Source organism: Stagnimonas sp. FW305-C-60 (assembly GCF_058782965.1).
Map to the genome: position 1 here is coordinate 1,454,911 of NZ_JBYSYF010000001.1, position 26,371 is coordinate 1,481,281.

The window sequence follows — 26,371 nt, forward strand, 5'->3', positions numbered from 1 at the left end:
CCCCATGATTTCCTTGCCAGGTCGGCGCGCATCGATGTCGTCCGCGCTGTGGCCGCTACTGTTGTTGCTGACGGCCTGCGGCGGTGCGCCCGGACAGGCGCCGCCGGCCGGCGAGCCGGAGCCGCCATCGGCCGCGCGCCAGCGCTTGCAGGTGCAGATCACCGGCGAGGGTCGCGTGCAGTCCGAGCCGGCCGGTCTGGATTGCCCGGCCCGCTGCGAGGCCGAGTTCGCGCGGGACAGCACGCTGGTCTTGCGCGCCAACGCCGCCGAGGGCTTTCGCTTTGCCGGCTACGCGGGCGGCTGCCAGGGCCAGAGCTGCACGCTGCGCATGGATCGCGACCGACAAGTGCAGGCGCGCTTCGAGGCCTTGCCGCCGGCGCTGGTGCTGAGTGAGACCGACAGCGAGCTGAGCGCCAGCGATCCGCTCACAGGCGCGGTGTTCGTCATCGCCAAGCAGAGCGGCCACTACCGCATCCAGCGCGGCGAGCGGGTGCTGGAGTCGGTCGGCAGCGGTCTGGCCCTGCCGCTCAATCTCGACTACTACGGTTGCAACGACGTGCAGGACGGCATCGACCGCTGCTATCCCGGCCTGGTCGATGTCAGCTACCAGCCGCTGGCCTATCGCAGCGCCGCCGGCTGGCAGGCAGCGAGCGGCGCCAGCCTGCGCGAGGCCGATCGCCGCGAGCTTTGGTTGGATCTCGCGACCAGCGACGGCGCCGGCGCCGAGTTGCGCGTCGGCTTTGCCGAGGACGGCGCCCTGGAACTCGACTACCGGCCCAAGGCCGCCGACGTGCAGGCGGTGGCCGATGCCTGGGCGGCCGTCACCGGCGCCGGCTACTACGGCGCCGGCCAGCGCTTCGGCCGGTTCAATCTGCGCGGCTTGTCGGTGCCCTTGTGGATCAGCCACGGCCTGGGCTCGGACCGCTCGCTCCTGTCCACCAACGAGGTCGCCGCGCCGTTCTTCTGGAGCAGCGCTGGCTGGGGGCTGTGGAGCGCGCAGGACGAGCGCGGCGAGTTCAACTTCGCCAATCCCCTGGAGCGCGCCGACGCGGTGCAGGTGATGCGCGAGGCGGCCAGCTTGCATCACGTCTTCTATCTCGGCACGCCGCAGGAAATCCTGAGCGCGCATACGGCGCGCGCCGGCCGCCCGCAGTGGCGACCGGCAGAGTGGATGTGGCGGCCGATGATCTGGCAGGACGAGGACACCAGCAGCGAGTCGGTGCTGGCCCTGGTCGAGGGCATGGCCAGCCGCGACATTCCGCTGGGCGCGGTCTGGCTCGACAACCCCTGGGACGCCGGGCGCGCCAGCTTCGAGTTTTCCGCCGAGCGCTTCCCCGACCCGGCGGCGCTGATCGCGGCGGTACACGCGGCCGGCGTGAAGCTGATGGTCTGGCTCTCGCCCTATGTCGGTGGCGCGGCCGAGACCTACGCCCGCGAACGCGGCTGGGTGGTCAGCGGCACCCGCGAGGATGGCAACGATGCCACCTATTTCCCGTCGCGCGGCATCGACCCGGCGCTGGACTTCACTGATCCCGAAGCCTTCGCGTGGTGGCGCGATGGTCTGCGCGGACTGATCGCGCGCGGCGTTGATGGCGTCAAGCTCGACCGTTGCGAAGAAGATCTTTCCGACACCTCGGTCTGGGCCAATGGCCTGCCCAACCGCGCCAACCACAATCCCTATTGCGTGCTCTACCAGCGCGCTGCCTGGGAGGCCTTCGCCGCCGAGCGGCCGGCGAATGCCGAGGGGGTGAGCGACTACGCCCTGCTGGCGCGCGGCGGCTGGACCGGCTCGGCGCGCTACACCGGCCATTGGGCGGCGGACAATCTGAGCCTGCCGGGTCTGCTCGGCCTGGGCCAGGCGCTCAACTCGCTGCTGTCGCTCTCCGCCAGCGGCTTTCCCTGGAACGGTGCCGACATCGGCGGCTATGTCGGTCTGCGCCAGGACCTGGGCGAGGGCGCCGCCGGCAATCCGCTGCTGCTGCCCACCCCAAATCTCTACATCCGCTGGACGCAGCTGGGCGCGCTCTCGCCGGTGATGCAGAGCGCCATCCCGCCCTGGTGGGTGTCGACGGCGGCCATCGACAACTACCGCCGCTACGCCACGCTGCATGACCGCCTGGCGCCGCTCACCGCCGAGCTGGCGCGGGCCAGCATCGAGCAGGGCATCCCCATCGTGCGGCCCATGGCCTATGCCTACCCGGACGATGCGCTGGCGCGCGCCGCCGAGGATCAATATCTCTACGGCCCGGATTTGCTGGTGGCGCCGATCACCGGCGAACTGGTCGATCTCGGCCTCGCCATCCGCACGGTCTACCTGCCGGCGGGCCGCTGGCGGCACTTCTGGAACGGCATCGAGTTTGACGGTCCGCGCGTGGTGCCGGTGGTGGCGGCACTGGACGAGCTGCCGCTGTTCGTGCGCGTCGGCGCCAGTTTGCCGCCGGGTGTGTCGGCCGCCGAGCTGCCCTGAGCTTTCTGCTGTTTTGAATCGGAGATTGTCATGAGTGTCGTCACTAACTTCCGCAAGGCCCAACCCCTGCTGCGTCGCGCGCTGTCGCGCCGCGAGATCCTGCGCCGGGGCTTTCTCGGCCTGGGCCTGGTCGGCGTCGGCGGCGCGCTCACCGCCTGCACCAGTTCCTCGGAAGCGCCGGCCGTCGATGATCCAGTGGTGCCGCCGCCGACCCCGGTGCGGGGTCGGCTGGTGGTGCCGCCGCTGGCGGAGACGCCGGACGAGAACGGCCTGCTGATCCCGCAGGGCTTCAAGAGCCGCGTCATCGCCCAGGCCAACCGGCCGGTCGGCGATACCGGCTTCGTCTGGCACAGCGATCCCGACGCCGGCGCGGTGTTTCCCGCCGACGACGGCGGCTGGGTCTATGTCTCCAATCGCGAGTTCCTGTTCGGCGGCGTCAACGCCATCCGCTTCGACAAGGACGGCGCCATCGTCGATGCCTACAACATTCTCTCGGGCGTACTCAGCCGTCTGAACTGCGGCGGCGGTGTCACGCCCTGGGGTACCTGGCTGTCGGGTGAGGAAACCGACATCGGCTACATCTGGGAATGCGATCCTTACAACAAGAACGGGGTGACGGCGGCGCGCCGCATCGACGGCTGCGGCACCTTCACCCACGAGGCCGCGGCGGTGGACCCGGCCAGCAATACCTTCTACCTCACCGAGGACATGGGCGACGGTTGCTTCTACCGGTTCGTCCCCGATGAGCCGAACCTCGGCGGCCGGCCCGGCACCAGCGGCAAGCTTCAGGCGCTGAAGGTCGCTATCAGCCAGGAGGAACTCGACGCCGAAGGCGCACGCGGCCCCTGGCCGGTGAGCTGGCTGGACGTGCCCAATCCGAATCCGCTGCAACTGCCGGAACTGCCCGCCGAGCTGCAGCCGCAGACGCCGACGCGCCTGCAGACCGAGGCCAGCCACTTCAACGGCGGCGAGGGCATCTGGTGTCAGAACGGCGTGGTGTACTTCACCAGCAAGGGCGACCGCCGAGTGTGGGCGCACGATCTCGGCAAGCAGACGCTGGAAGTGATCTACGACGACTTCTTCTTCGCGCCGACTCCGATCCTGGATTCGGTGGACAACATCGTGATGACGCCGGGCGGCGACATCGTGGTGGTGGAAGACAAGGAAGAAGCCAACCAGCAGGCGGTGGCGATCCAGCCCGACGGCAGCCTGGCGGTGCTGGTGCAATTGGTCGGCCAGGACGGCTCGGAGGTCACCGGCCCGGCGTTCTCGCCCGATGGCCGCTACTTCTACTTCAGCAGCCAGCGCGGACCGAACGCTGGTGGCGTCACCGGTTTCGCCGGCATCACCTATTGTGTCGAGGGGCCCTGGTTCACGCCCTGAACCGGCGCCTGGTCGTCAGGGATGCAGGCGCGCCAGCGGCATCGGCACGCTCTCGCTGCTGATGTAGAGGCTGTCACGGCGGCCGAGCGCGAAGCTGCCGGCCTCGATCTGCGGATAGTCCGGCAGGTCGAAGCTGCGGGGTGGGCGGGCGAAGGCTACAGCCCAGGTTTCGCCTTTGGCGCGGTCCCAGAAGTAGCCGTTGACCAGGCTGCCGACATAGGCGCGGCTCAGGCTGTCGTCGAAGTCCATCGCCGTGGTCCAGTTGTAGGACTCGGCATTGCCGGCGTAATCGGCCGGCGCGCGCGGGATGTTGATGGCGCCGAGGTTTTCCATGATTGCCGGCAGCGCGAGCGGTAGGGGGCTCGCCAGCGGGAAGCGGTACAGCGTCGGTTGGTCATCGCGCTTTGAGAGCACATAGGCCATGTTCTCCTCGCCATCGACTGCCAGCGATTCGGCATCGCGTGGGCCGTTGGGGTAGGCGACGGTGTAGACGGTGGCTGTGGCGCTGAGCGCCTGCGGCGTAGCGGAAGGAATCAGCTCCGGCTCCTCGACGCGATAGAAACTCAGCACCGGCCGGAAGGCGCTGTTGTCACCCATGTCGCCGATCAGCAGGTAGGCCTTGCCGCCCTGCGTGTAGCTGGCGAGATCCTCCCAGTCGAGATTGAGCAAGGCGCCCTGGATGCTGAGCGTCGCCAACAGCTTGCCGCTGCTGCTGATCGCGTACAGCTCGGTGGCGCCGCCGCTGTCGTTGAGCGTCCAGAGCACGTCGTCGCGTCGCTGCGAGCGGGCGAGGCCGCTGGACTCGTTGACCACCTCGCTGTCGAGCCGGTATTCGACCAGAGCCGGTTCCGATGCTGTCGGGTCCGGGAAAGGCTCGGCCTGGCCGGAGTCGCCGCAGGCGGCCAGCCAGCTCAGCGGCAGCAGGATGCAGGCCCGAAAAAGTCGGCGGAGAGAGGCGGTGTCGGAGAGCGGCATGGCTGGGTGTGGAACGGGGAGGGGATCCCCAAACCGCGCAGCCTAGCGACGGCAGTTTACGAAGCCGTGATGGTCGGCTCAGGTCGAGCGCGGGCTACTCATTCCAGCGCCAGGATCGCCTGCCAGTGCTCCGGTCGCACCGGCATCACCGACAGCCGGTTGCCGCGCGCGATCACCGCCAGGCCCTGCAACTGCTCCTCGTGCTGGCGCAGGGTTTCCAGCGTGATCGGGCGCTTCAGGTGGCGCTGGTAGCGCACGTCCACCAAGAGCCAGCGCGGCTCCTCGGGCTTGGAGCCCGGATCGTAGTGGTGGTGCTTGGGGTCGAACTGCGTGGGGTCCGGATACGCGGTGCTGGCGATCTCGGCCAGGCCGTAGATGCCCGGCACCTCGCAGTTGGAGTGATAGAACAACACGCCGTCGCCGACCTGCATCTGGTCGCGCATGAAATTGCGCGCCTGGTAGTTGCGCACGCCGTCCCAGGGCTCGGTCTTCTTCGGCCGCTTCTTCAGATCGTCGATGGAGAAGGATTCGGGCTCGGACTTCATCAGCCAAAAGCGCTGGGGCATGGGGTGCTCGGATTCAGGGGTGGCGGTGATGGAAGCGTTGCAGGCCGCGCTCGCTGAGCACGCCTTGCAGCGGGTGATCGTGAGGCTCGTGGGGCAAGGCATCGACCTGCTGGCAGGCGTAGGCGAGCCCGATGCGCAGCGGGCGGCGGGCGCCACGCAGGCGGGAAAGGGCGCGATCGTAGTAGCCGCCGCCCTGGCCCAGTCGCCGGCCCTGGGCGTCGTAGCCCAAGAGTGGTAGCAGGATCATCCCGATACGTCGCAGTGGCAGGCTGTGACCGCTGCGCGGCTGCGGCATGCCGTGCGGGTGCCATTCCAGGTTTGCCTTGCCCAGGCGCAGGAAGCGCAGGCGGCTGCCGCGCGCGACCTTCGGTACATAGAGCGCGACGCCGCGCGCCGCCAGTGCCTGGCGCAGGGGTGCGGTGTCGATCTCCGAGGCCATCGGCAGATACAGCGCCACGCTGCGGGCCTGCTTCAGCGCGCGTAGGCGCAGGTAGTGCCGAGCCAGTCGGCGCGCGGCGCGGCGGCGTTCGGATGCCGGAATGGCGCGGCGGCGGGCGCGCAACTCGGCGCGCAGGCGACTTTTGATTTCGGTGGGCGCTGAGGCACTCATGAATTGGAGAGCCTGTTTCGGAAGGCGCCGTGCCCGATTGGCAATCCGGGGTTCTTGGCTGCCATCGCACCGACCTTGGAGCCGGTGGCCAGAAAAAGTGTGTCTCCCGCCTGTGCCGTAGCCATCGTCACTGACCTTGAGACGAACGTCTCAAGTGGGCACCGCGCCGGCCTTTGGGCTTCCCACTGCAAGGTGGGCCTGCACGCCAGAACCAGGTAAGGCTCCCGGGGTTTTGCAATTAGGCTCAAGGGGTTTGGACGGAGCCGTCGAACACCGCAGGAGACACGCCGGCATTCTACACCGGCTCGTGGCGCCGGTCGGCGCGACAAAAAAACCTACTCCGCGTCGTTGAGGGTGCTGTCGATGTCGTGACCAAACTGGCGCAGGCGCTCCAGCGCCTGGCTGTCGGGAGTGACGACATTGGCATCGCCCTGCAAGGCCAGCAGCTCGCGGGTGAGGTTGAGCGCCGCCATCACCGCGATCTTCTCCGCGCCGAGTGCACGGCCGCGCTTCTTGATGGCGTTCATCCGCTCGTTGAGCATCTCGGCGGAAGTGACCAGGGCCTCGTGCTCGTTGGGCGCGCATTGCACCGCGTACTCGCGGCCCATGATCTTGACGGTGACGGTCAGCACATCGGGTTTGGCGGCCGGCTTCATGAGGCGGATTCTCCCTCCATCAGCCGCAACCGTTCGACCACGCCCTCGATGCGGCGCTTCAGCTCGGCGTTGAGCGCCAGCAGCCGGTCGCGCTCCTGTAAGGCGCGCTTCTTCTCCAGCCGCTCCTGCCGGTAGGCGGCGGTCAGTCGGCTGATGCGGGCTTCGAGCTGGTCGAGTTCGGTGTGCAACATGGGGCAAGTATACGGCCGAGCATGGCGCCAACAGAAAGCCCCGCCGGCGCGCGGGCACCGGCGGGGCTGATGGTCCCGGCGAAGGGCTTACTGGACGATCAGGAACAGCGCGCTGTCACCGCGGCGCAGATGCAGCAGCAACTCGTCCTTACCGGCGGTGAGCTTGGTGAAATCTTCCATGCTGTTCACCGGGCGACGGTTGACGCCGATGATGACATCGCCCTGACGCAGGCCGGTGCGAGCGGCCGGCGAACGCGGGTCGATCTTGGCGACCACGACGCCGCGGATGTCGCCCTCGACATTGCTCTCGTCGGTGGGTGCGAAGGTCGCGCCTTGCAGCTTGGGGTTGACTGCGGCACCCGGCGCGGCCTGCTCGCTGTCCTTGCCGATCGCGACGGTGACGGTGCGCGGCTTGCCCTCGCGGAGGATGTCGAGCTGGACCTTTTCGCCCACCCGCAGCAGGCCGATGACCGTGCGCAGCTGGTTGAAGTCGGTGATCTCGCGGCCGTTGGCCTTGAGGATGATGTCCTCGACTTTCAGGCCGGCGCGGGCGGCCGGGCCGTCCGGCACCACCCGCGACACCACCACGCCGCGGGCATTGCTAAGGCCGAAGGACTTGGCGAGTTCCGGCGTCAGGTCCTGACCCTGCACACCGATGCGGCCGCGGGTGACGCTGCCGGTTTCGATCAGCTGGTTCATCACGCTCTTGGCGAGATTGACCGGGATCGCGAAGCCGATGCCGATGTTGCCGCCGCTGCGGGAGAGAATCTGGCTGGGCACGCCGACCAGTTCACCACGCAGGTTGATCAGCGCGCCACCGGAGTTGCCGGGGTTGATCGAGGCGTCGGTCTGGATGAAGTCCTGGATGCCGTCGCCGGTGGCGCGGCCGAGGCCGGAGACGATGCCGGTGGTGGCAGTCTGGCGCAGGCCGAAGGGCGAGCCGATGGCGACCACGAAGTCGCCGACCTGCAGGCCGTCGGAATTGCCCAGGCTCAAGGCCTTGAGGCGCTCGGCCTTGATCTGGATGACCGCGAGGTCGGTGTCGGCGTCCTTGCCGATCAGCTTGGCGGCGAATTCGCGGTCGTCGGACAGCCGGACCTTGATCTCGTCGGCGTCGGCGACCACGTGGTTGTTGGTGAGGATGTAGCCCTTGGCGGCATCGACGATGGTGCCCGAGCCCAGGCTCTGCGCCTGCCGCTGCTGCGGCTGGTCGGGGATGCCGAAGAAGCGCCGGAAATTGGGGTCGTCCATCATCGGGCCGAAGGGGTTCTGCACTTCGACCTTGCTGGTCACCGAGATGTTGACTACCGCCGGCATCACCTCGCGCAGCATCGGCGCCAGCGAGGGCAGGCCGCCGGTGCTGGGGGCGGCGATCATCGGTGCCGGCAGGTCGGCATGCGCCGGCTGTGGGGCCGTGGTCGACAGCGAGAGAACGGCGGCGGTCACGCCAAAGCCGACCGCAGCGGCGGCCAGGCTGGATTTGAGCAAGGAATTGCGAGACATCTTCAAGTGTCCTGATCGAAAAGTCGCGAGTACGACAGCGCGACAGACCACGCCACCGTTCCGCAGTTCAATGGCGGCAGCAGTCGCCTATTTCAAGCGGATGTCGGGATTGGTGGCGTAGCGGCCGGTCAGGCTGGCCTGCGCCAGCACATGGCCTTCGATCGCCTTGCGGAAATCGGCCAGGTTGTAGTGCTCCGGCAGCTGCAGCTGGGCGTCCAGCGCGTAGACGGTGAACAGGTACTGGTGCGGGATGCTGTCATTGAAGGGCGGGCAGGGGCCGTCATAGCCCAGGTAGGGGCCTTCCATGTCCTTGTCGCCGGCGAACCAGCCGGTGTAGTCGTTGAGCCCCTGCTGGCAGCCGTCCGGCCCGTCGGGAATGCGCTTGCCGCCCGGGATTACCGCCTTCGAGCAGGCGCCCTCGGCGAGCTGGGTGACGCTGGCCGGGATGTTGACCGCCAGCCAGTGCACGAACTCGCCACGCGGGTACTTGGCGGGGATGGTGCTGCCGGGAGTGTTGACGTAGTCGGGCTTGGTGGCCGGCGCGGTCGGGTCGATGCAACTGAGCGCGAAACTCAGGGTGCCTTCGGGGATGCCACGCCAGCTGAGCTCCGGCGACAGGTTCTGCGACAGCCGCAGAAAGGTCTTCGGGTCTTTGACGCAGAAGGCGCAGCGGCCGGGGATCACATCGCCGTCTTCGAAGCTGTCGCTGGTCAGTTTCATGGGGCGCCGAGGGCGTCTTGCCGGTAGTTATTGGTGTAGGTCATTACAGCATGAAGGAGCGGGGGCTCGGCAATCCCTCGCTCAGAGCGCGTCCACGCAGGCCGCTGGCGAGCCGCAGCAGACTCAGATGCAGGCGCTCGGAGAGCGGCTTCTTGCGGCGGAAGCGCACCGCGTAGAGGTCGGCGCTGTCGGCATGATCGAGCAGGTAGTCGTCGCTGGTGCGCAGCTGGTCGACCAGATTCAGCGATAGCGCGCGGGAGCCGAACCAGTGCTCGCCGGTGGCGGCCAGTTCGATCGGCACCTGCGGCCGGTGTTCGCTGACAAACTGCTTGAACAGCAGATGGGTGTCCTCCAGCTCCTCGCGGAACTTGGCGCGGGCGGCGTCGGTGTTCTCGCCCAGGAGGGTGAGGGTGCGCTTGTACTCGCCGGCGGTGTGCAGCTCGATGTCGACATCGTGCTTCTTCAGCAGGCGGTGCAGATTGGGGATCTGCGCCACCACCCCGATCGAGCCGACCACCGCGAAGGGGGCTGCGAGGATGCGGTCGGCGACGCAGGCCATCAGATAGCCGCCGCTGGCCGCCACCTTGTCCACCGCCACGGTGAGCGGAAAGCCGCGGTCGCGCAGGCGCTTGAGCTGGCTGGCGGCCAGACCGTAGGCGTGCACTAGGCCGCCCTCGCTTTCCAGGCGCAGCAGGACCTCGTCCTCCTTGCGCAAGAGCTGCAGCAGGGCGGTGATCTCCTCACGCAGCTCGGTCACCGCGCCGGCCTGGAGATCGCCATGGAAGTCCAGCACAAACAGCCGCTTGCGCGGCTCCTTCGGCGCATTCTTGCGGCGTGCCTTGGCCTCGCGCTTGCGCAGCTTGCGCTCGGCCTTGAGGCCGGCCTCGTCGAGAATCTGCTCGGTCAGGGTCTCGCGCAGGTGCCGGTAGCGCTCGTTGAGGGGTTCCACCTCCAATTTTTCTGATTCTTGGTGGCGCGCTTCTCGCAAGGCAGTGGCCAAACCTCCGATTAACAAGCCGGCGGCGAGAAACAGAGTTATTGTCTTGGCCAGGAAGAGGCCGTATTCCAGAATGAATTCTTGCACTTGGGCGCCTGGTGAGGGGGGGCATCAGAGCAATTTCTATGCTCCGCCCCATTTATCCTGCAAAATGAAGTGACTATAATTTTATTGCGCTGCACATCGTTTCGTTATCCTTAGTTAGGCCTTGGAGTCTTAAACAACATGAAGAACATTACACGCGCCGCGATTGCGGCCACGCTCGTCGGGCTGGCGCTGCCGCTGCACGCGGAAGAGCTTCTCGACAAGCGCCCCTACCTGTCGCCGATGTTTGCGTACACCTTCCAGGACGAAGACCGCAATTCCGAGCACGGTCTCGGTTTCGCCATCTCTGGCGGCAAGGTGCTCAACAAGTACTGGAACGTCGAAATCGGCGCTCTCTACCAGAAGTACAAGGCCCAGACCGGCGGCGCCGAGTGGCGCGACATCGGCCTGACCCTGGACGGCCTGTTCTTCTACTCGCGTAGCCGCGCCTTTTCGCCCTACTTCGGCATCGGCGCTGGCGTGCAGCGCACCGACATCACCAACACCGGCCTGAGCGACACCGAGCCGCTGGTCAATGCCGGCCTGGGTTTCTTCAAGTACTTCACCGTGGCTGACCACGATGTCGCCTTCCGCACCGACCTGCGCTACCGCTGGACCGGCCTGGACGACATCAAGAACGCCACTGGCATCGACAGCCTGTCGGAACCGGTGCTGAAGGTTGGTTTCGCCGTCCCGCTGGGTGCCAAGCCGGTGACCAACACTGAAGGCACGGTGGCCAAGCCGGTGGTCAAGATTCTCGACAGCGACGGCGACGGCGTGCCGGATGACAAGGACCGCTGCCCGGGCAGCGCCAAGGGCGCCCCGGTGGATGCCTACGGCTGCACCAAGGAGCAGCTGGCGGCCGGTTCCGAGCGCCAGTTCGACGACGTGCTGTTCGCCTTCGACAAGTCCGATCTGACTCCGGAAGGCGTCGCCATCCTCGACAACGCCGCCCAGGTGGTCACCACCGGCGAGTACAAGAGCCTGCGCATCAACGTCTCCGGTCACACCGACTGGGTGGGCTCCGAGGGCTACAACCAAGCGCTGTCCGAGCGTCGCGCCAACACCGTCAAGGCCTACCTGGTCAAGAAGGGCGTGGACGCCAGCCGCATCCGCACCTTCGCCTACGGTGAGAGCCAGCCGGTGGCCGACAACGCCACCGACGAAGGCCGCGCCAAGAACCGTCGCGCCGAAGTCCGCACCACTGCCGGCGAATAAGTCGCAGCTGTTCGGTAGTGAAAGACCCCCGCTACGGCGGGGGTTTTTTTATGCCCGTCAGTCTTCGATCGGAATGCATCGTGTAAATTTGTGACAAATGCCGATCGCACTCTGCGCTTTGCCCTGGGGACCATGATCGAACGCGCCCGCTGGTTTCTGAGCCTGTTGCTGCTGAGCGCGGCCGCGCAGGCGGCCTTGCCGCCCTTGATCGTCGATGGCGATGGCGATGGCGTTTCCGACGAAGTCGATGATTGCCCATACACCCCGCCCGGCATCCAGATGAACGAGCGGGGTTGCCCCTTGCACGCCGACGATGGAGATGCCGACGGGGTTGCCGATCCCCAGGACGATTGCCCCTATACCCCGCCTGACGCGGTGGTGGACGCGCAGGGCTGTGCACTCGATGCCGATTTTGACGGCGTCGCCAACGGCATCGACCGTTGTCTCAACACCGCGCTGGGAGCCTTGGTCGATGAGCGCGGTTGCGCCGTCGGGCAGGTGCCGGCGGCCCTGCTCAGTGCCCGACCGGCCCCGCCGCCGCTCGCCGCGCCTCCGCCATCGGTTCCGGTGCCAGCGCCGGCCACCGTTGTCACCAAGCCGGCCAAGCAGGTCACACCGCAAGGCGAGAGCTTGCAGGCAATGCCCGAGCTGCTGGTGCCGCTTACGCCTCTCGCACCCCTGGGCCATTCCGGGGGCGCGGTATCGGCATCGATACCCGCCGCGCCGGCGCTGCCGGTGGTTGCGGCGACTCAGCCGCCGCCGCAAGCGCGAGCTTCGGCGGACTTGCAGGCGGCACTGCTGGCCGAGGAGCAGTCTCGGGCCGCCAGGCTTGCCGGCGCGCCGGCCCAGGCGCTCAGTCCTGCGGCCAGTCGGGTCGCGGTATCGACGCCGACGCCGACGCCGACGCCAGCGCCGGCCGTGCCGCTGCCCGAGTCGATATCGGAGTCCCTGGTCTTTGCCGTGCGCAGCGCCGAGCTGTCGCCGGCTGCTGCCAGAAAGCTGGAGGCCCTGGCACCCGCACTCAAGGCGCTGGCAACCCGTAGCGCGAGCGCTCATGTCAGTGTGGCCGCCTACGCCGATCAAGGCGAAGGGACCAAGGCCAGTCGCTACGCCATACGGCGTTCCGAGCTGGTGCGCGCCTGGTTGCTGGCGCACGGGGTTCCCGCGGAGCGGATTCGCACCAGCATCCGGGTACTGGATAGCGGCGAGGCCGCCGGCAACCGCCGGGTGGATATCCGTACCGCCGACTAGGCCTGCGCGCTTCCTTGGTCGACCCGGGGCTCGCCTTCGATCGTCGGTGCGGCGAGGCTGTCCACCGGCAGCCAGTCTTTCAGCTGATCGCCGACCAGGCCGGCCAACGCGTCGAGATGTCCTGCGCTGGCGTTGAGCGCCGGGATGTAACGCAGTTCGCCACCCAGCCCGGCGAACAGGGCGTGATACTCCTCGGCGATCTCCTCCAGGGTCTCCAGGCAGTCGGCGGCAAAGCCCGGCGCGATCACGTCCAGGGTCTTGATGCCGCGCTGCGCCAGCTGCCGCAGCTGCTCGTCGGTGTAGGGCTTTAGCCATTCCTCGCGGCCAAAGCGCGACTGGAAGCTCAGGCTCCAGTCGCCCTCGGCCAGGCCCAGTGCTGCGGCCAGCAGGCGGCCGGTCTTCTGGCATTCGCAGTAATAGGGGTCGCCGAGCGCGAAGTAGCGATGCGGGATGCCATGGAAGCTGAGCAACAGATGCTCGCCCTGGCCCGCTTGCCGCCAGTGCGTACGCACGCTGTCGGCCAGCGCGGCGATGTAGCCGGGCGCGTCGTGGTAGTGGTTGATGGTGCGCAGCTCCGGCAGCCAGCGGCGCAGCTTCAAGGCGTCGAATACCGCATCCAGGGCCGAGGCGGTGGTGCTGGCCGAGTACTGCGGGAACAGCGGCAGCACCAGCACTCGCCGCACGCCCTGCTGCTCCAGTTCGGCCAGCCCGGCCTGTACCGAGGGCTTGCCATAGCGCATCGCCAGCACCACCGGGATCGGTCGACCCAGTTGGGCTTGCAGTCGGCTGGCCAGACCGGCCGCCTGCTGACGGCCGATGGCCAGCAGGGGAGCGCCTTGCGGACTCCAGATCGCGGCGTAGCGCGCCGCCAGCTTCTTGGGCCGCGTGCGCAGGATGATGCCGTTGAGGATCGGCCACCACAGCCAGGGTTCGAGATCGACCACGCGGTCGTCGGAGAGAAACTCGCGCAGATAGCGGCGGATCGCCTCCGGCGTCGGTGCGTCTGGTGTGCCCAGATTGATCAGCAGGACGCCAGCCTGAGCGGGCTGACGGTGGGCGGCGATATCCATGGCAGGTTAGGACGACTGTGGTGGCGAGGCGGCCGTCACCCTGGGGCCGCGGCCGGCAGTTGACCAATCGGGATTTTCAATCGGGCGACAAGAATGCCCGAATCGCGCGCGACTCAACGCGTTCCTGGACGGAACTGGGCGATCAGGATGAAGGCCGAGGCGCAGAGCGCCCAGAACACCGTCTGTTCGCCGCCGAGGACGTAGTAGGCCGCGCCGAGCATCGTCGGCGCGTCGGCGACGCTGGCGCCGAGGATCAGAGCCAGGCGGGTTGCCTTCGGGTCGCCACGGACTTCTTCCGCCCGGTAACGGCTCAACAGGATCAGGCTGGATAAGCCCACCACCAACCCGGCTGCCACCAGCCATTGCAACTGCGTGGCCGCCAGTACCGGGGTGAAGCTGCCCGGAGGCAGCAGGCTCAGCGACAGGCCGATCAAGGCCGGCGCGGCCAGCAGACCCAGCCAGAGCAGGTTCAGGGCGCGTCGGTGATCGGCTGGGTTCATGGAGGTGGCTCAGTTCGCGGCCAGCTTGCTGTGCCGGCGCGAGTACAGGAAGTAGACCGCGAGGCCGACCGCCATCCAAGTGCCGAAGGAAACCCAGGTGTGACTGCCGAGATTCGCCATCAGATAGCTGCAGGACACCACACCCAGTGCCGGGATCGCCGGCGAGAACGGCGTCTTGAAGGCGCGCTTGAGGTCGGGCTTGGTTCTGCGCAGCACGATCACGCCGGCGCAGACCACCACGAAGGCGCCGAGGGTGCCGATGTTGGCCAGCTCGGCCAGCCGGCCCAGCGGCACGAAGCCGGCGAACACCAGCATCACCACGCCGGAGGCCAGGATCGAACCCAGCGGCGTGCCGGTCTTCGGGCTGACATAGGCAAAGAAGGGCGGCAGCAGGCCGTCCTTGGCGATGGCGAACAGCACGCGGGTGAGGCCGAAGTACATCACCAGCATCACCGTGGTGAGACCGGCGATGGCGCCGATCGAGATCAGACCGGCGGCCCAGCCCTGTCCGATCTTCAGCAGCGCGTGGGCGACCGGCGAGGCGACGTTCAGCTCGGTGTAGCTGACGATGCCGGTCAGCAGGCCTGAGACCAGGATATAGAGCAGGGTGCAAAAGCCCAGCGAGCCGAGGATGCCCAGCGGCAAATCGCGTTGCGGATTGCGGGTTTCGTCGGCGGCGGTGGAGACTGCATCGAAGCCGAGATAGGCGAAGAAGATGGTCGCCGCGCCGGCGGCGATGCCCTGCACGCCGAAGTGCTTGCTGCCGTCGGGGTTGGTGACTTCCGGCGGAATGAATGGTGACCAGTTGGCGGGGTCGACATGGCCAAAGGCGACGCCGATGAAGATGGCGATGGCGGCGACTTTCACTGCCACCATGATGGCGTTGAACTGGGCGCTGATCTTGGCGCCGGTGGCCAGCAGCACGCCGAGCACCAGTACGATCACGAAGGCCGGCAGATTGATCAGGCCGGGAGTGGCCGGATCGAAGGGGGTGTGGGTGATCGCGGTCGGCAGCAGGATGCCCAGCGACTCCAGCCCGTTGTTGAAATAACCGGACCAACCGGCCGACACCGCCGGGATCGCCACCATGTATTCACAGAGCAGCATCCAGCCGATGATCCAAGCCGGCAACTCGCCCAACGCGGCATAGCCATAGCCATAGGCGGAGCCGGAGCCGCCGATGGCGCTGGCGAGTTCCGCATAGGCGAGCGCCGCGCAGGCGCAGGCGACGCCGGCGAGCACGAAGGACAGGATCACCGCCGGGCCGGCCATGGTCGCGGCAGTGATGCCGGTGAGCACGAAGATGCCGGCGCCGATCACCGCACCGACCCCGAGCAGGGTGAGATCCCAGGCGCCTAGCACCCGTTTGAGGCCGCGGTCGCGGGTGAGGTCGGAGTCGATGGGCTTGGTACGGAACAGGCTCATGCTTGGTGGGTCCCTGAAATGGTTCTGCCGCTTGACGCTAGAAGTATGCCGGATGAGCTTGGCAGCCGTTCAGGTTCGGTTTGGGCTGTCGGCACGGGGGCTGCGAGGGTGCTTATGGCCACAAAAAAGCCCGCGCGGTTTTTCAAGCCGTGCGGGCTTTGTGGGTCGCGGGCGAGCCCGCTCCTATCTTCTAGCAGCGGGCTCGCCCGCGACCGGCTTTCAGCGCTCGACGATGGCGGTAACGCCCAGGCCGCCGGCCGCGCAGATCGAGATCAGGCCGCGGCCGCCCTTGTTTTCGTCGATCATCTTCGCCAGCGCGGCGAGGATGCGGCCGCCGGTGGCGGCGAAGGGATGGCCGGCCGCCAGCGAGCCGCCCTTGACGTTGAGCTTGCTGCGGTCGATGGAGCCCAGCGCGCCCGGCAGGCCGAGCACGTTCTTGCAGTAGTCCTCGCTCTCCCAGGCCTTGAGGGTGCACAGCACCTGGGCGGCAAAGGCTTCGTGGATCTCGTAGAAGTCGAAGTCCTGCAGCTTGATGCCGGCGCGCGCCAGCATCTGCGGCACCGCGTAGGCGGGGGCGATCAGCAGGCCTTCCTTGCCGGGGCCGGCGAAGTCCACCGCCGAGGTCTGGGCCTGGGTCAGGTAGGCCAACGGCTTGACGCCGCGCGCCTTGCACCAGTCCTCGCTGGCCAGCAGCACGGCGGAAGCGCCGTCGGTCAACGGGGTGGAGTTGCCGGCGGTGAGGGTGCCCTGGCCGCTCTTCTTGTCGTAGGCGGGGCTCAGGCTGGCGAGCTTCTCGATGGTGGTGTCGCCGCGCAGATTGTTGTCGCGGGTCAGGCCACCAAACGGAACGATCAGATCGTCGTTGAAGCCGGCGTCATAGGCGGCGGCGGCCTTCTTGTGGCTCTCGTAGGCGAGCTGGTCCTGGTCCTGGCGGGAGATCTTCCACTCCTTCGCCATCAGCTCGCAGTGCTGGCCCATGCTCATGCGGGTGCGCGGCTCGCCGTTGTTGGGCGTGGCCGGGGCCAGCATGGCGGGACGGAAACGCGCCAGCGCCGCCAGCTTCTGGCCGGTGGTCTTGGCGCGGTTGGCGTCGAGCAGGATCTGGCGCAGCTTGTCGTTGACGGCGATCGGGGCGTCCGAGGTGGTGTCGGTGCCGCCGGCGATGCCGGACTCGATCTGACCCAGCGCGATCTTGTTGGCGATGTTGATCGCGCCCTGCAGGCCGGTGCCGCAGGCCATCTGCAGGTCATAGGCCGGGGTGTGGGCGGAGAGGCCCGAGGACAGCACCGACTCGCGGCAGAGGTTGAAGTCGCGCGAGTGCTTGAGCACCGCGCCGGCGGCCACTTCGCCGATCTGCTCGCCATGCAGCTGGAACTTGTCGACCACGCCCTTGAAGGCGGCGGTCAGCATTTCCTGGTTGGATTTGTGCGAATAGGGCCCGTTGCTGCGGGCGAAGGGAATGCGGCTGCCGCCGACGATGGCGACTTTGCGGCCGTAGGGTTTCATTTTGGGGGAATCTCCAGGCGTGAGCAGGGGGAGGGGCGTTTAATTGCGGTGCGGCATTTTAGCGGCGCAGACCGGCTATAAGACTTGGCCGCAGGTGCGCGAGCCGCTGGCAGCCCGGCCGTAGAGAAAATATTGCCGGCGCCCCCTTGATCCTGGGCGGGCTGCCCTCAACAATTAGCAGCCTTCGCGGGAGAGTGCTAACAGCGGGTGGTCAGCCAGGCCACACAACAGCGATGCACGCTCGCGGGTTCAACCCGTTTACTGAAAAACCCACAGGAGTACCTTATGAATCTGCGTCCCCTGCACGATCGCGTGATCGTCAAGCGTCTGGAAGAAGAGAAGAAGTCCGCTGGCGGCATCATCATCCCCGATCAGGCCGCCGAGAAGCCCGTCCGTGGCGAAGTCATCGCCGTCGGCCCCGGCAAGAAGGACGACAACGGCAAGAACATCGCCCTCGACGTGAAGGCCGGCGACATCGTCCTGTTCGGCAAGTACTCGGGCTCGGAAGTGAAGGTTGAAGGCCAGGACTACCTGGTCATGCGCGAAGACGACATCGTCGCCGTCTTCACCAAGTAATACCCCTATTCAGCATTAAAGGAATCCCATCATGTCCGCAAAAGAAGTGAAGTTCGGAGACGACGCCCGCACCCGCATGGTCGCCGGCGTCAACATTCTCGCCAACGCGGTGCGCGTCACCCTCGGCCCCAAGGGCCGTAACGTCATCCTCGACAAGTCCTACGGCGCCCCGACGGTGACCAAGGACGGCGTTTCCGTCGCCAAGGAAATCGAGCTGAAGGACAAGTTCGAGAACATGGGCGCCCAGCTGGTCAAGGAAGTCGCTTCCAAGACCAACGACGCCGCCGGCGACGGCACCACCACCGCCACCGTGCTCGCCCAGGCGATCGTCAACGAGGGCATCAAGTCGGTCACCGCCGGCGTTGACCCGATGGACATCAAGCGCGGCATCGACAAGGCCGTCGAAGCCATCACCGCCGAACTGAAGAAGACCGCCGTCCCCTGCAAGGACGCCAAGGCCATCGCCCAGGTCGGCACCGTTTCCGCCAACGCCGACGAAGCCGTCGGCGAGATCATCGCCAAGGCGATGGACAAGGTCGGCAAGGAAGGCGTGATCACCGTTGAGGAAGGCAAGGGCCTGGAGAACGAGCTCGACGTCGTCGAAGGCATGCAGTTCGACCGCGGCTACCTCTCCCCCTACTTCATCAACAACGCCCAGAGCCAGCAGGTGGCGCTGGAAAACCCGGTGATCCTGATCACCGAGAAGAAGATCTCCAACATCCGCGACCTGCTGCCGGTGCTGGAAGGCGTGGCCAAGTCCGGCCGTCCGCTGCTGATCGTCGCCGAAGACGTTGACGGCGAAGCCCTGGCCACCCTGGTGGTCAACAATCTGCGCGGCATCCTGAAGGTCGCGGCCGTCAAGGCCCCGGGCTTCGGCGACCGCCGCAAGGAAATGCTCAAGGACATCGCCACCCTCACCGGCGGCCAGGTCATCAGCGAAGAGCTGGGCATGAGCCTCGAGAAGGTCACCGTGGAAGATCTCGGCAACGCCAAGAAGGTGGTGATCGAGAAGGAAAACACCACCATCGTCGACGGCGCCGGTGACACCGCCAAGATCAAGGCCCGCATCGCCGAGATCAAGGCCCAGGCCGAAGCCGCGACCAGCGACTACGACAAGGAAAAGCTGCAGGAGCGCCTGGCCAAGCTGGCCGGCGGTGTTGCGGTGATCAAGGTCGGCGCCGCCACCGAAGTCGCGATGAAGGAAAAGAAGGCCCGCGTCGAAGACGCCCTGCACGCCACCCGTGCGGCGGTCGAGGAAGGCATCGTCGCCGGCGGCGGTGTTGCCCTGGTGCGCGCCTCCAAGGTGCTGGAAAGCCTCAAGGGCAGCAACGAAGACCAGACCATCGGCATCAACATCCTGCGCCGCGCCATCAACGAGCCGCTGCGCCAGATCGTCAAGAACGCCGGTGCCGAGCCGAGCGTGGTGCTGAACAAGGTGCTGGAAGGCAAGGGCGCCTACGGCTACAACGCCGCCAACGGCGAGTACGTCGACATGCTCGAGGCCGGCATCATCGACCCGACCAAGGTCACCCGCCTGGCGCTGCAGAACGCGGCTTCGGTCGCCGGCCTGCTGCTGACCACCGAGGCGATGATCGCCGAGCTGCCCAAGAAGGACGAGCCGATGATGCCTCCGGGCGGCGGCGGCATGGGCGGCATGGGCGACTTCTAAAACCCGTTATCCCGGCGCTGGCGCCGGGATAACTTGTCGGACTCAAGCCGACGCCCCTTGGGCGCGGCTTGATCCGCCAGGGAAGTCTCTCGCAGTATCGAAACCCCCGGATGGGAAGCCATCCGGGGGTTTTTGTTTGCATCGCATAATGAGTGGATGAGCGAACCCACCGACTACGGCCCCTATCTGACCGAGGTGCTGCGCCGCGAAGCCGGCGAGGCTTGGTCCCTGGCGGCGCTGCCGCCGCAGCGTCCCGACCCGGCCGCCGCCGACCTTGGCGCCGAGCTGCGCCGCGTGCGCAACCGCGAGTGGGCGCGCATCGCCCTGCGCGACCGCTTTGGTCTGGCCGGCCTGGACGAAACCCTGGGCGATCTCTCGGCCTTTGCCGACGCCGCCTGCGAGGTGGCGCTGCAAGCCGCCCGCACCAGCCTGGCGCCGCGCTTCGGGTTGCCGCGCGACGAGCAGGGGCAGCCGGTGCATCCGATCGTGCTGGGCATGGGCAAGCTCGGCGGCCGCGAGCTGAATTTCTCCAGCGACATCGACCTGATCGTCGTCTATACCGCGCCCGGCGAAACCGATGGCCCGAAGCGGCTCAGCAATGGCGAGTACTTCGTCAAGCTGGTGCAGGAGCTGGTACGCCTGCTGTCCGAGCGCACCGCCGAGGGCTTCGTGTTTCGCGTCGACCTGATGCTGCGGCCGTTCGGCAGTGCCGCGCCGGTGGCGATACCGGTGGAGGCGATGGAGGACTACTACCAGAACCACGGCCGCGACTGGGAGCGCTACGCCCTGATCAAGGCGCGGCCAGTGGCTGGCGACCTGGCCGCCGGCGAGGCTCTGCTGGCGCGGCTGACGCCCTTCGTCTACCGCCGCTATCTGGATTTCGACGCCCTGGCCGGATTGCGCGAACTCAAGCGCAAGATCGCCGCCGACGCCGCCGCGCGCGGACTGGCCGCCGATGATCTGAAGGTTGGCGACGGCGGCATCCGCGAATGCGAGTTCATCGTCCAGAGTTTCCAGCTGGTGCGCGGCGGCCAGGATGCCCGCCTGCGCGGCCGCGAGTGGCGGCCGATGCTGCGCCGGCTCGCCGAGCTGGGCCATCTGCCCGCCGCCGCGGCGGCCGATCTCGATGCCGCCTACCTGTTGCTGCGCCGCACCGAGAACGCGGTGCAGGCGCGCGACGACGACCAGACCCACGCCCTGCCGGAGGCGCCAGAGCAGCGCGCCTGGCTGGCTCTGGCTCTGGGCTATGCGGACTGGCCGGCGCTGGACGCCGAATTGCGCGCCGCCCGCCTGCGGGTCAGCCAGCTGTTCGCCGAGCTGTTCGCTGAGCCCGAGGCGGTGCCGCAGAAACCTGCCGCCCAGGCCGCCGCCGCGCTCTGGCGCGATGCCGACGAGGCGGCGCTGGCGGAACTGGCGGCGGCGGGTTTCCGCGAGCCCGATGCCGCCCTGCTGCAGGCGGTGCGCACCCTGCGCGAGCACCCGCGCCTGCGTTCGGTCTCGGAAGCCACCCAGCAGAAGCTGGCGCAGCTGCTGCCGCTCTTGGCCGAAGACGCCCTCGCCGCCGCTGGCCCCGAGCAATCGCCCTCGCTGGCGCTGCAGCGGGCGCTGGAGGTGGTCAGCGCGGTGCTCGGCCGCAGCACCTATCTGACCCTGCTGCGCGAGTCGCCGGGCGCGCGCCTGAACCTGCTGCGCCTGTGCGCCGCCAGCCCCTGGATCGCCGCCACCCTGGCGCGCCATCCGGTGCTGCTCGACCAGCTGCTGGACAGTCGCAGCCTCTACGCGCCGCCCGACCGCGAGCAGCTGCGCGAGGGCCTGCTGCCGCGCATGGCGGCGCTGCCACTGGGCGACATCGAGGCGGCGATGGATCTGCTGCGTCGCTACGTGCAGGAAACCACCCTGCGCATCGCCGCCGCCGAGGTGGTGCAAGCGCTGCCGCTGGTGAAAGTCAGCGACCGCCTGACCTGGCTCGCGGAAGCGGTGGTGGAGGCGGCCGTCGCCGACGCCGAGCGCGAGATGCGCGCCAGCTACGGCCACCCGCGCCGCGCCGACGGCTCTCCGGCCGGCTTCTCAGTGATCGGCTACGGCAAGCTCGGCGCGCTGGAGATGAGCTACGGCTCCGACCTCGACCTGGTGTTCATGCACGACGCCGAACCGGCCGACGCCGATACTGTCGGCGGCACCAAGCCGCTGCCGCAATCGACCTGGATGGGACGTCTGGCACAGCGGGTGGTGCACCGGCTCACCACCCAGACCCATCTTGGCCGTGCCTATGAGGTGGACATGGAGTTGCGTCCCAACGGCGGCTCTGGCCTGCCGGTGGTGACGCTCGCCGCTTTTGCCGACTACCAGGCGCACAAGGCCTGGACCTGGGAGCATCAGGCCTTGAGCCGCGCCCGCCACATCGCCGGCACGCCGGCGCTGGGCGAGGCCTTCGAGCGGGTGCGGCGGGAGACCCTGACGCGGGCACGCGATGGCGCCCAGTTGCGCCAGGAGATCGCCGGCATGCGCGCCAAGATGCGCGCCCATCTCGACAAGCCCAAGCCTGGCCGCTGGGATGTGAAGCAGGGGCGCGGTGGCCTGATCGACGTCGAGTTCATCGTCCAGTGCTGGGTGCTGGACGCCGCTGCCGCGCATCCGGCGGTGATCGAATACCCCGATGTCTGGCGCCAGCTCGATGCCCTGGTCGCCGCCGGTTTGGTGGCTCGCGAGGAGGCCGATGCGCTGCTAGCCGCGCAGCGCGCCTACCGCGCATGGCTGCACGCGCGCCTCTTGCGGGGCGAATCGCCCGACGCCAGCGAGACCGATTTCGCTAGCGAACGCGCGCGGGTGCAGGCCTGCTGGCAGCGGGTGTTCGGCGAGCTCTAGAGGCCGTTGGCCAGTTGCGCCAGCCGGTCGGCGAAGCGCGCCGCCGGATCGCGCGGCATCAGCAGGCGGGCGCGCTCGGCGGCGGCGCGGCCCATCGCCGGCCAGCGCTCCCGTTCGCCCAGCGCGCGACGCAGGCACAGGGCCAATTGGTGGCCGCTGGCGGCCGGTGCGATGTAGCCGCTGATGCCGTCCTCCACCAGCTCGGTGTTGCCGCCGACGTCGGTGCAGAGCACCGGCCGACCGCTGAGCATGGCCTCGACGATGACCAGGGGCAGGCCCTCGTAACGCGAGGGCAGCACCAGCAACTGGTGCTGGCGCCAGATTTCGGCGATGTCGCTGACCTGGCCGCGCAAGCGCACCCAAGGCAGTTGGTAGTAGCCGAGCAGGTGTTCGACGTAGGCCTGGTGCGCGCCCTCGCCAAACAACGAAACTTCCACGCCCAGAGGCTCGGCCAGGGCACGTACGCCGGGCTCGGCCAGGGCCTCGAGCAGAAGGTCATGGCCCTTCACCGGATGCTGCAGGCGCGCCACGCAGGCCAGCCGGGGTGCAGCGGTTTCCGGCCAGGGCAGCTCGCCGTCCCAGGGTACGAGATAGGGGTTGCGCACCGTCTCGGCACGAGGGATCGGCCAGGCGAGCATGCGCGCCGCCTGACGCTCGGTGGCCTGCGACACGAAGAAACTGGCCACCGCGCCGTCGAACACCCGCGCCACCCGTTCCATCTGTGCCTCGGTCAGCCGCCAGTCGTTGGCGACATGCACCAGCGGCGCGTAGCGCCAGCCGCGCTGGCGCAGCAGCTCCATCCACTCGAAGCCGACCAGGTAATGGCCCTGCGAGACCACGACCAGTTGCGGTTGCAGGGCGTCCAGCGCCTGGAACACCTGCGCCACCGCCGCTTCCCGGCTGGGCTGGAAGGCGCACAGCGGCACACCGGCCTCGGCCAGAGCCTGCAAGCGCGGTGGTCGCTGCGGCAGAGCCTGCGAGGCAGCCAGCACCGGCCAGCCACGCCGGTGCAGTTCCAGCGCGGTTGCCGCCCACAGCTCCTCGCTGCCGCCCCAGGCGATGCCGCCCAGGGAGCTGATGAAGGCAATGCGGGGTGCGGGCTGTGGCATCCGGGGCGGGTCGGGCGGTCGGGGTGGCTGATCTTGCCACGGCGCTGGTGACAGCTTTGGTTATCCGGGGCCGGGCGATGGCAGGCCGAGCCGCTCGCGCCGGTACGCGCCCTGCACGCGCGCGCACCAGTCGCGGTGCTCCAGGTACCAGAGCACGGTCTTGCGCAGGCCGCTGTCGAAGCTCTCCTGCGGGCGCCAGCCCAGCTCACGCTCGATCTTGCCGGCGTCGATGGCATAGCGCGCGTCATGACCGGGGCGGTCGGGCACGTAGGCGATCAGCCGCGCGTGCGGCGCGCCCTGCGGATGCAGTTCGTCGAGCAGGGCGCAGAGGTGGTGCACTACCTCAAGGTTGCCCCGCTCGTTGCCGCCGCCGACGTTGTACTGCTTGCCGGGTTGGCCGCGCTCCAGGATTAGCCGCAGCGCCCGCGCGTGGTCATCGACATAGAGCCAGTCGCGGACGTGCTCGCCACGCCCATAGACCGGCAGCGGCTGGCCGGCGAGGGCGTTGAGGATCATCAGCGGGATGAGCTTTTCCGGAAACTGGTAGGGCCCGTAGTTGTTCGAGCAATTGCTCAGCAGTACCGGTAGGCCATAGCTGTGCCGCCAGGCGCGCAGCAGATGGTCGGCACCGGCCTTGCTGGCCGAGTAGGGCGAGGTCGGCGCGTAGGGGCTGTCCTCGCGGAAGCGGCCGGTCGCGCCCAGCGAGCCGTACACCTCGTCGGTGGAAACCTGGTGGAAGCGGAAGGCGGCCGCGCGTGCCGCCGGCAGGCCGCGCCAGTAGCGCAGCGACTCCTGCAAGAGACGGTAGCTGCCGACCAGATTGGTCTGCACGAAGGCCTCGGGGTCGTCGAGCGAGCGATCGACATGGGTTTCCGCTGCGAGGTGCAGCACTGCGTCTGGCGCGTGCTCGTGGAACACCGCGCGCACGGCCTCGGCGTCGCCGATGTCGGCCTGCACGAAGGCGTAGCGCGGGTGCCCGGCAGCATCCGGCAGCGAGTCCAGATGGCCGGCGTAGCTCAGCTTGTCGAGGTTCACCACGCGATGCGGGCTCTCCGCCAGGAGCTGGCGGATCAGGGCCGAGCCGATGAAGCCGGCGCCACCGGTGACGAGGATGTTCATCCTTTGCTGGAGCTGTGAATTGCTGTGGCCGCGGTGCGCGGCGCGACCATTATGGTCAGGCGCGGCGGCCGGGTGCAGCGCCGCCGCTTGCGCGCCGCCGCCCGCATCCGCACCATCCGCCCATGTCCGAGCCCCTGAAGCCGCGCGCGCCGCGCCGCCATACCCTGTCCGTCTGCCTGATCTGCAAGAACGAGGCGGATCGCATCGAGCCCTGCCTGCAATCGGTCGCCGGCTGGGCCGACGAGCTGATCGTCTTCGATTCCGGCTCCACCGACGGCACCGTGGAGATCGTCCGCCGCTACACCGACCAGCTGTGGATCACCGACTGGCCGGGCTATGGCCCGCAGCGCCAGCGCAGCCTGGAGGCGGCGCGCGGCGAGTACGTGTTCACCATCGACGCCGACGAGCGGGTGACGCCGGAGCTGCGCGCGCAGATCGACGCCGAGCTGGCCAAGGAGACCGTGCCCTGCGCGGTCTACCGCATGCCCTGGGGGCCGATCTTCTTCGGCAAGCGCCTGCGTTTCGGCGGCCGCTACGCCAGCCCGCAGGCACGGCTGTTCCGCCGCGAGGGCGCGGAGTTTCCGATGGCGCAGGTGCACGAGACGCTGAAGTTCCCGCCCGGCCCGGTCGGGCGCCTGAGCGGCCGGCTCGACCACGACAGCTACCGCGACTACCGGCACATGGTCGACAAGCACACCCAGTACGCCTGGCTCTTGGCGCAGGAAAAGCTGGCGCGCGGCAAGCGCACCTTCCTGCTCGCCGGGCCGCTGCGTTTCGTCTGGGAATTCATCCTGCAATACCTGATCCGCGGCCTGGTGCTGGATGGCCGTCGCGGCTTCCTGCTGGCGGTGCTGCTCAGCCAGTACGCCTACCACAAGTACGCGGCGCTCTATACCTTGCAGCTTTCCGGTGCCAAGCCGGATCCGAAGTTCGCGCCGGAGAACCGCCAGCGGCGGGTCGGCGGGCCGTGAGCGCGCCGTTGAACACGGCGGTCGCGCTGTTCCTGTTCAAGCGGCCGCAAGAAACCGCCCGCGTCTTCGCCGAGATCGCCCGCGCCAAACCGCCGGTGCTGCTGCTGATCGCCGACGCGCCGCGCCCGGACCGCCCCGGCGAGGCCGAGCTGTGCGCCGAGGCGCGGTCGGTGGTCGAGCAGGTGGACTGGCCCTGCACGGTCAAGCGCAACTACGCCGAGCACAACCTCGGCTGCCAGCGGCGCCTGCACAGCGGGCTGGACTGGGTGTTCGCGGAATGCGAGCAGGCCATCATCCTGGAGGACGACTGCCTGCCGCACCCGGATTTCTTCCGTTTCTGCGAGGCGATGCTGAGCCGCTACCGCGACGACACGCGGATCGGCCACATCGGCGGCAGCAATCTGCAATTCGGCCGCCGGCGCGGGCCGGAGAGCTACTACTACTCGCGCTACAACCACGTCTGGGGCTGGGCCTCCTGGCGCCGCGCCTGGGCGCAGTACGACGTGAGCCTGCGCCAGTGGCCGGCGCTGCGCGACGGCGGCTGGCTGCGCGACCTGCTTGGCGATACCGAGCTGGTGCTGAGCTGGAGCAAGATCTTCGACGACGTGCACGCCGGCAAGGTCGATACCTGGGACTACCAGTGGACCTACTGCTGCTGGACCCAGAACCAGCTGGCGGTGCTGCCGGCGGTGAACCTGATCAGCAACATCGGTTACGGCGCCGGCGCCACCCACACCCAGACCGCCGGTCCCTATGCCGAGCTGCCCTTGCAGGCGCTGGATGTGGAGCTGGTGCATCCGCGCTGGATGATCCGCGACGACCAGGCCGACCAGTTCACCGAGCGCATGCACGGCTACCGGCCCAGAACCCTGCGCAAGGCCTGGAGCCGGCGCCTGCGCCGCTGGCTGCGCGGAGGCTGAAGCGGCTTCGCTTTTGACGG

Annotated in this window: 23 protein-coding genes and 1 other RNA gene; 9 read left to right on the top strand and 15 right to left on the bottom strand. The window is 68.1% G+C overall.

What is annotated here, in order from left to right; translation table 11 throughout:
* Nucleotides 1-34 precede the first annotated feature (34 nt).
* Together AC3WT6_RS06625 and AC3WT6_RS06630 are read left to right on the top strand one after the other, a co-directional pair.
* Nucleotides 35-2,467 (top strand): TIM-barrel domain-containing protein, encoded by a 2,433-nt coding sequence (locus AC3WT6_RS06625; RefSeq protein ID WP_492652773.1) that lies wholly within the window; start codon nucleotides 35-37, stop codon nucleotides 2,465-2,467.
* 30 nt (nucleotides 2,468-2,497) lie between these two features.
* A complete protein-coding gene (locus AC3WT6_RS06630; RefSeq protein WP_492652774.1) occupies nucleotides 2,498-3,850 on the top strand; it encodes an alkaline phosphatase PhoX in 1,353 nt (450 codons plus the stop codon).
* A 15-nt stretch (nucleotides 3,851-3,865) separates the two neighbouring features.
* Here the strand turns inward: AC3WT6_RS06630 and AC3WT6_RS06635 are convergent, their stop codons facing one another.
* The 9 genes from AC3WT6_RS06635 to sohB all read right to left on the bottom strand — a co-directional run bounded on the left by AC3WT6_RS06635 (nucleotide 3,866) and on the right by sohB (nucleotide 10,155).
* On the bottom strand, nucleotides 3,866-4,825 hold the full coding sequence (locus AC3WT6_RS06635; RefSeq protein WP_492652775.1) for a hypothetical protein: 960 nt from the start codon (nucleotides 4,823-4,825) through the stop codon (nucleotides 3,866-3,868).
* Nucleotides 4,826-4,923: 98 nt separating this feature from the next.
* The gene (locus tag AC3WT6_RS06640; RefSeq protein ID WP_492652776.1) at nucleotides 4,924-5,391 is read right to left on the bottom strand and encodes an EVE domain-containing protein; all 468 of its coding nucleotides are present in this window, start codon (nucleotides 5,389-5,391) and stop codon (nucleotides 4,924-4,926) included.
* 13 nt (nucleotides 5,392-5,404) lie between these two features.
* Complete coding sequence (locus tag AC3WT6_RS06645) at nucleotides 5,405-6,001, bottom strand: 5-formyltetrahydrofolate cyclo-ligase (protein ID WP_492652777.1); 597 nt, start codon at nucleotides 5,999-6,001, stop codon at nucleotides 5,405-5,407.
* Between the two features lie 99 nt (nucleotides 6,002-6,100).
* Nucleotides 6,101-6,286, bottom strand: a non-coding RNA gene (ssrS, locus tag AC3WT6_RS06650) — 6S RNA.
* 50 nt (nucleotides 6,287-6,336) lie between these two features.
* Complete coding sequence (locus tag AC3WT6_RS06655) at nucleotides 6,337-6,657, bottom strand: cell division protein ZapA (protein ID WP_492652778.1); 321 nt, start codon at nucleotides 6,655-6,657, stop codon at nucleotides 6,337-6,339.
* The gene (locus AC3WT6_RS06660) at nucleotides 6,654-6,848 is read right to left on the bottom strand and encodes a hypothetical protein (RefSeq protein ID WP_123210183.1); all 195 of its coding nucleotides are present in this window, start codon (nucleotides 6,846-6,848) and stop codon (nucleotides 6,654-6,656) included. The genes AC3WT6_RS06655 and AC3WT6_RS06660 overlap by 4 nt, the downstream gene beginning before the upstream one ends.
* Nucleotides 6,849-6,935: 87 nt before the next feature.
* The gene (locus AC3WT6_RS06665) at nucleotides 6,936-8,351 is read right to left on the bottom strand and encodes a DegQ family serine endoprotease (protein ID WP_492652779.1); all 1,416 of its coding nucleotides are present in this window, start codon (nucleotides 8,349-8,351) and stop codon (nucleotides 6,936-6,938) included.
* Between the two features lie 87 nt (nucleotides 8,352-8,438).
* Nucleotides 8,439-9,071: a YbhB/YbcL family Raf kinase inhibitor-like protein gene (locus AC3WT6_RS06670; protein WP_492652780.1), complete on the bottom strand. Its 633-nt coding sequence runs from the start codon at nucleotides 9,069-9,071 to the stop codon at nucleotides 8,439-8,441.
* Nucleotides 9,072-9,114: 43 nt separating this feature from the next.
* Nucleotides 9,115-10,155, bottom strand: coding sequence for a protease SohB (gene sohB, locus AC3WT6_RS06675; protein ID WP_492652781.1), 1,041 nt, complete (start codon nucleotides 10,153-10,155; stop codon nucleotides 9,115-9,117).
* A gap of 138 nt (nucleotides 10,156-10,293) precedes the next feature.
* Here sohB and AC3WT6_RS06680 point away from each other — a divergent pair, with 138 nt between their 5' ends.
* Together AC3WT6_RS06680 and AC3WT6_RS06685 are read left to right on the top strand one after the other, a co-directional pair.
* Nucleotides 10,294-11,370 (top strand): OmpA family protein, encoded by a 1,077-nt coding sequence (locus AC3WT6_RS06680; RefSeq protein WP_492652782.1) that lies wholly within the window; start codon nucleotides 10,294-10,296, stop codon nucleotides 11,368-11,370.
* Between the two features lie 132 nt (nucleotides 11,371-11,502).
* A complete protein-coding gene (locus tag AC3WT6_RS06685) occupies nucleotides 11,503-12,621 on the top strand; it encodes an OmpA family protein (protein ID WP_492652783.1) in 1,119 nt (372 codons plus the stop codon).
* Here the strand turns inward: AC3WT6_RS06685 and hemH are convergent.
* From hemH to AC3WT6_RS06705, 4 genes are all read right to left on the bottom strand, one after another.
* Nucleotides 12,618-13,691, bottom strand: a complete 1,074-nt coding sequence (gene hemH / locus AC3WT6_RS06690) for a ferrochelatase (protein WP_492652784.1) — start codon at nucleotides 13,689-13,691, stop codon at nucleotides 12,618-12,620. The two genes, AC3WT6_RS06685 and hemH, sit on opposite strands and share 4 nt — an antisense overlap.
* 113 nt (nucleotides 13,692-13,804) lie before the next feature.
* Nucleotides 13,805-14,191: a hypothetical protein gene (locus tag AC3WT6_RS06695; RefSeq protein WP_492652785.1), complete on the bottom strand. Its 387-nt coding sequence runs from the start codon at nucleotides 14,189-14,191 to the stop codon at nucleotides 13,805-13,807.
* A 9-nt stretch (nucleotides 14,192-14,200) separates the two neighbouring features.
* A complete protein-coding gene (locus AC3WT6_RS06700) occupies nucleotides 14,201-15,616 on the bottom strand; it encodes an amino acid permease (RefSeq protein WP_492652786.1) in 1,416 nt (471 codons plus the stop codon).
* 219 nt (nucleotides 15,617-15,835) lie between these two features.
* Nucleotides 15,836-17,122, bottom strand: coding sequence for an acetyl-CoA C-acetyltransferase (locus AC3WT6_RS06705; RefSeq protein ID WP_492652787.1), 1,287 nt, complete (start codon nucleotides 17,120-17,122; stop codon nucleotides 15,836-15,838).
* A gap of 285 nt (nucleotides 17,123-17,407) precedes the next feature.
* Here AC3WT6_RS06705 and groES point away from each other — a divergent pair, with 285 nt between their 5' ends.
* The 3 genes from groES to glnE all read left to right on the top strand — a co-directional run bounded on the left by groES (nucleotide 17,408) and on the right by glnE (nucleotide 22,232).
* Nucleotides 17,408-17,698: a co-chaperone GroES gene (gene groES / locus AC3WT6_RS06710; protein ID WP_492652788.1), complete on the top strand. Its 291-nt coding sequence runs from the start codon at nucleotides 17,408-17,410 to the stop codon at nucleotides 17,696-17,698.
* A 31-nt stretch (nucleotides 17,699-17,729) separates the two neighbouring features.
* Entirely contained in the window at nucleotides 17,730-19,367 is a 1,638-nt protein-coding gene (gene groL / locus AC3WT6_RS06715) for a chaperonin GroEL (protein WP_492652789.1), read from the top strand.
* A gap of 156 nt (nucleotides 19,368-19,523) precedes the next feature.
* Nucleotides 19,524-22,232, top strand: coding sequence for a bifunctional [glutamate--ammonia ligase]-adenylyl-L-tyrosine phosphorylase/[glutamate--ammonia-ligase] adenylyltransferase (gene glnE, locus AC3WT6_RS06720; RefSeq protein ID WP_492652790.1), 2,709 nt, complete (start codon nucleotides 19,524-19,526; stop codon nucleotides 22,230-22,232).
* Here the strand turns inward: glnE and AC3WT6_RS06725 are convergent.
* Nucleotides 22,229-23,341, bottom strand: a complete 1,113-nt coding sequence (locus AC3WT6_RS06725) for a glycosyltransferase family 4 protein (protein ID WP_492652791.1) — start codon at nucleotides 23,339-23,341, stop codon at nucleotides 22,229-22,231. The two genes, glnE and AC3WT6_RS06725, sit on opposite strands and share 4 nt — an antisense overlap.
* Before the next feature lie 60 nt (nucleotides 23,342-23,401).
* A complete protein-coding gene (rfbB, locus tag AC3WT6_RS06730) occupies nucleotides 23,402-24,460 on the bottom strand; it encodes a dTDP-glucose 4,6-dehydratase (protein WP_492652792.1) in 1,059 nt (352 codons plus the stop codon).
* 122 nt (nucleotides 24,461-24,582) lie between these two features.
* Here rfbB and AC3WT6_RS06735 point away from each other — a divergent pair, with 122 nt between their 5' ends.
* Both AC3WT6_RS06735 and AC3WT6_RS06740 read left to right on the top strand, forming a co-directional pair.
* The gene (locus tag AC3WT6_RS06735; protein WP_492652793.1) at nucleotides 24,583-25,431 is read left to right on the top strand and encodes a glycosyltransferase family 2 protein; all 849 of its coding nucleotides are present in this window, start codon (nucleotides 24,583-24,585) and stop codon (nucleotides 25,429-25,431) included.
* 8 nt (nucleotides 25,432-25,439) lie between these two features.
* The gene (locus AC3WT6_RS06740; RefSeq protein ID WP_492652794.1) at nucleotides 25,440-26,351 is read left to right on the top strand and encodes a glycosyltransferase family 2 protein; all 912 of its coding nucleotides are present in this window, start codon (nucleotides 25,440-25,442) and stop codon (nucleotides 26,349-26,351) included.
* The last annotated feature ends 20 nt before the right edge of the window (nucleotides 26,352-26,371 follow it).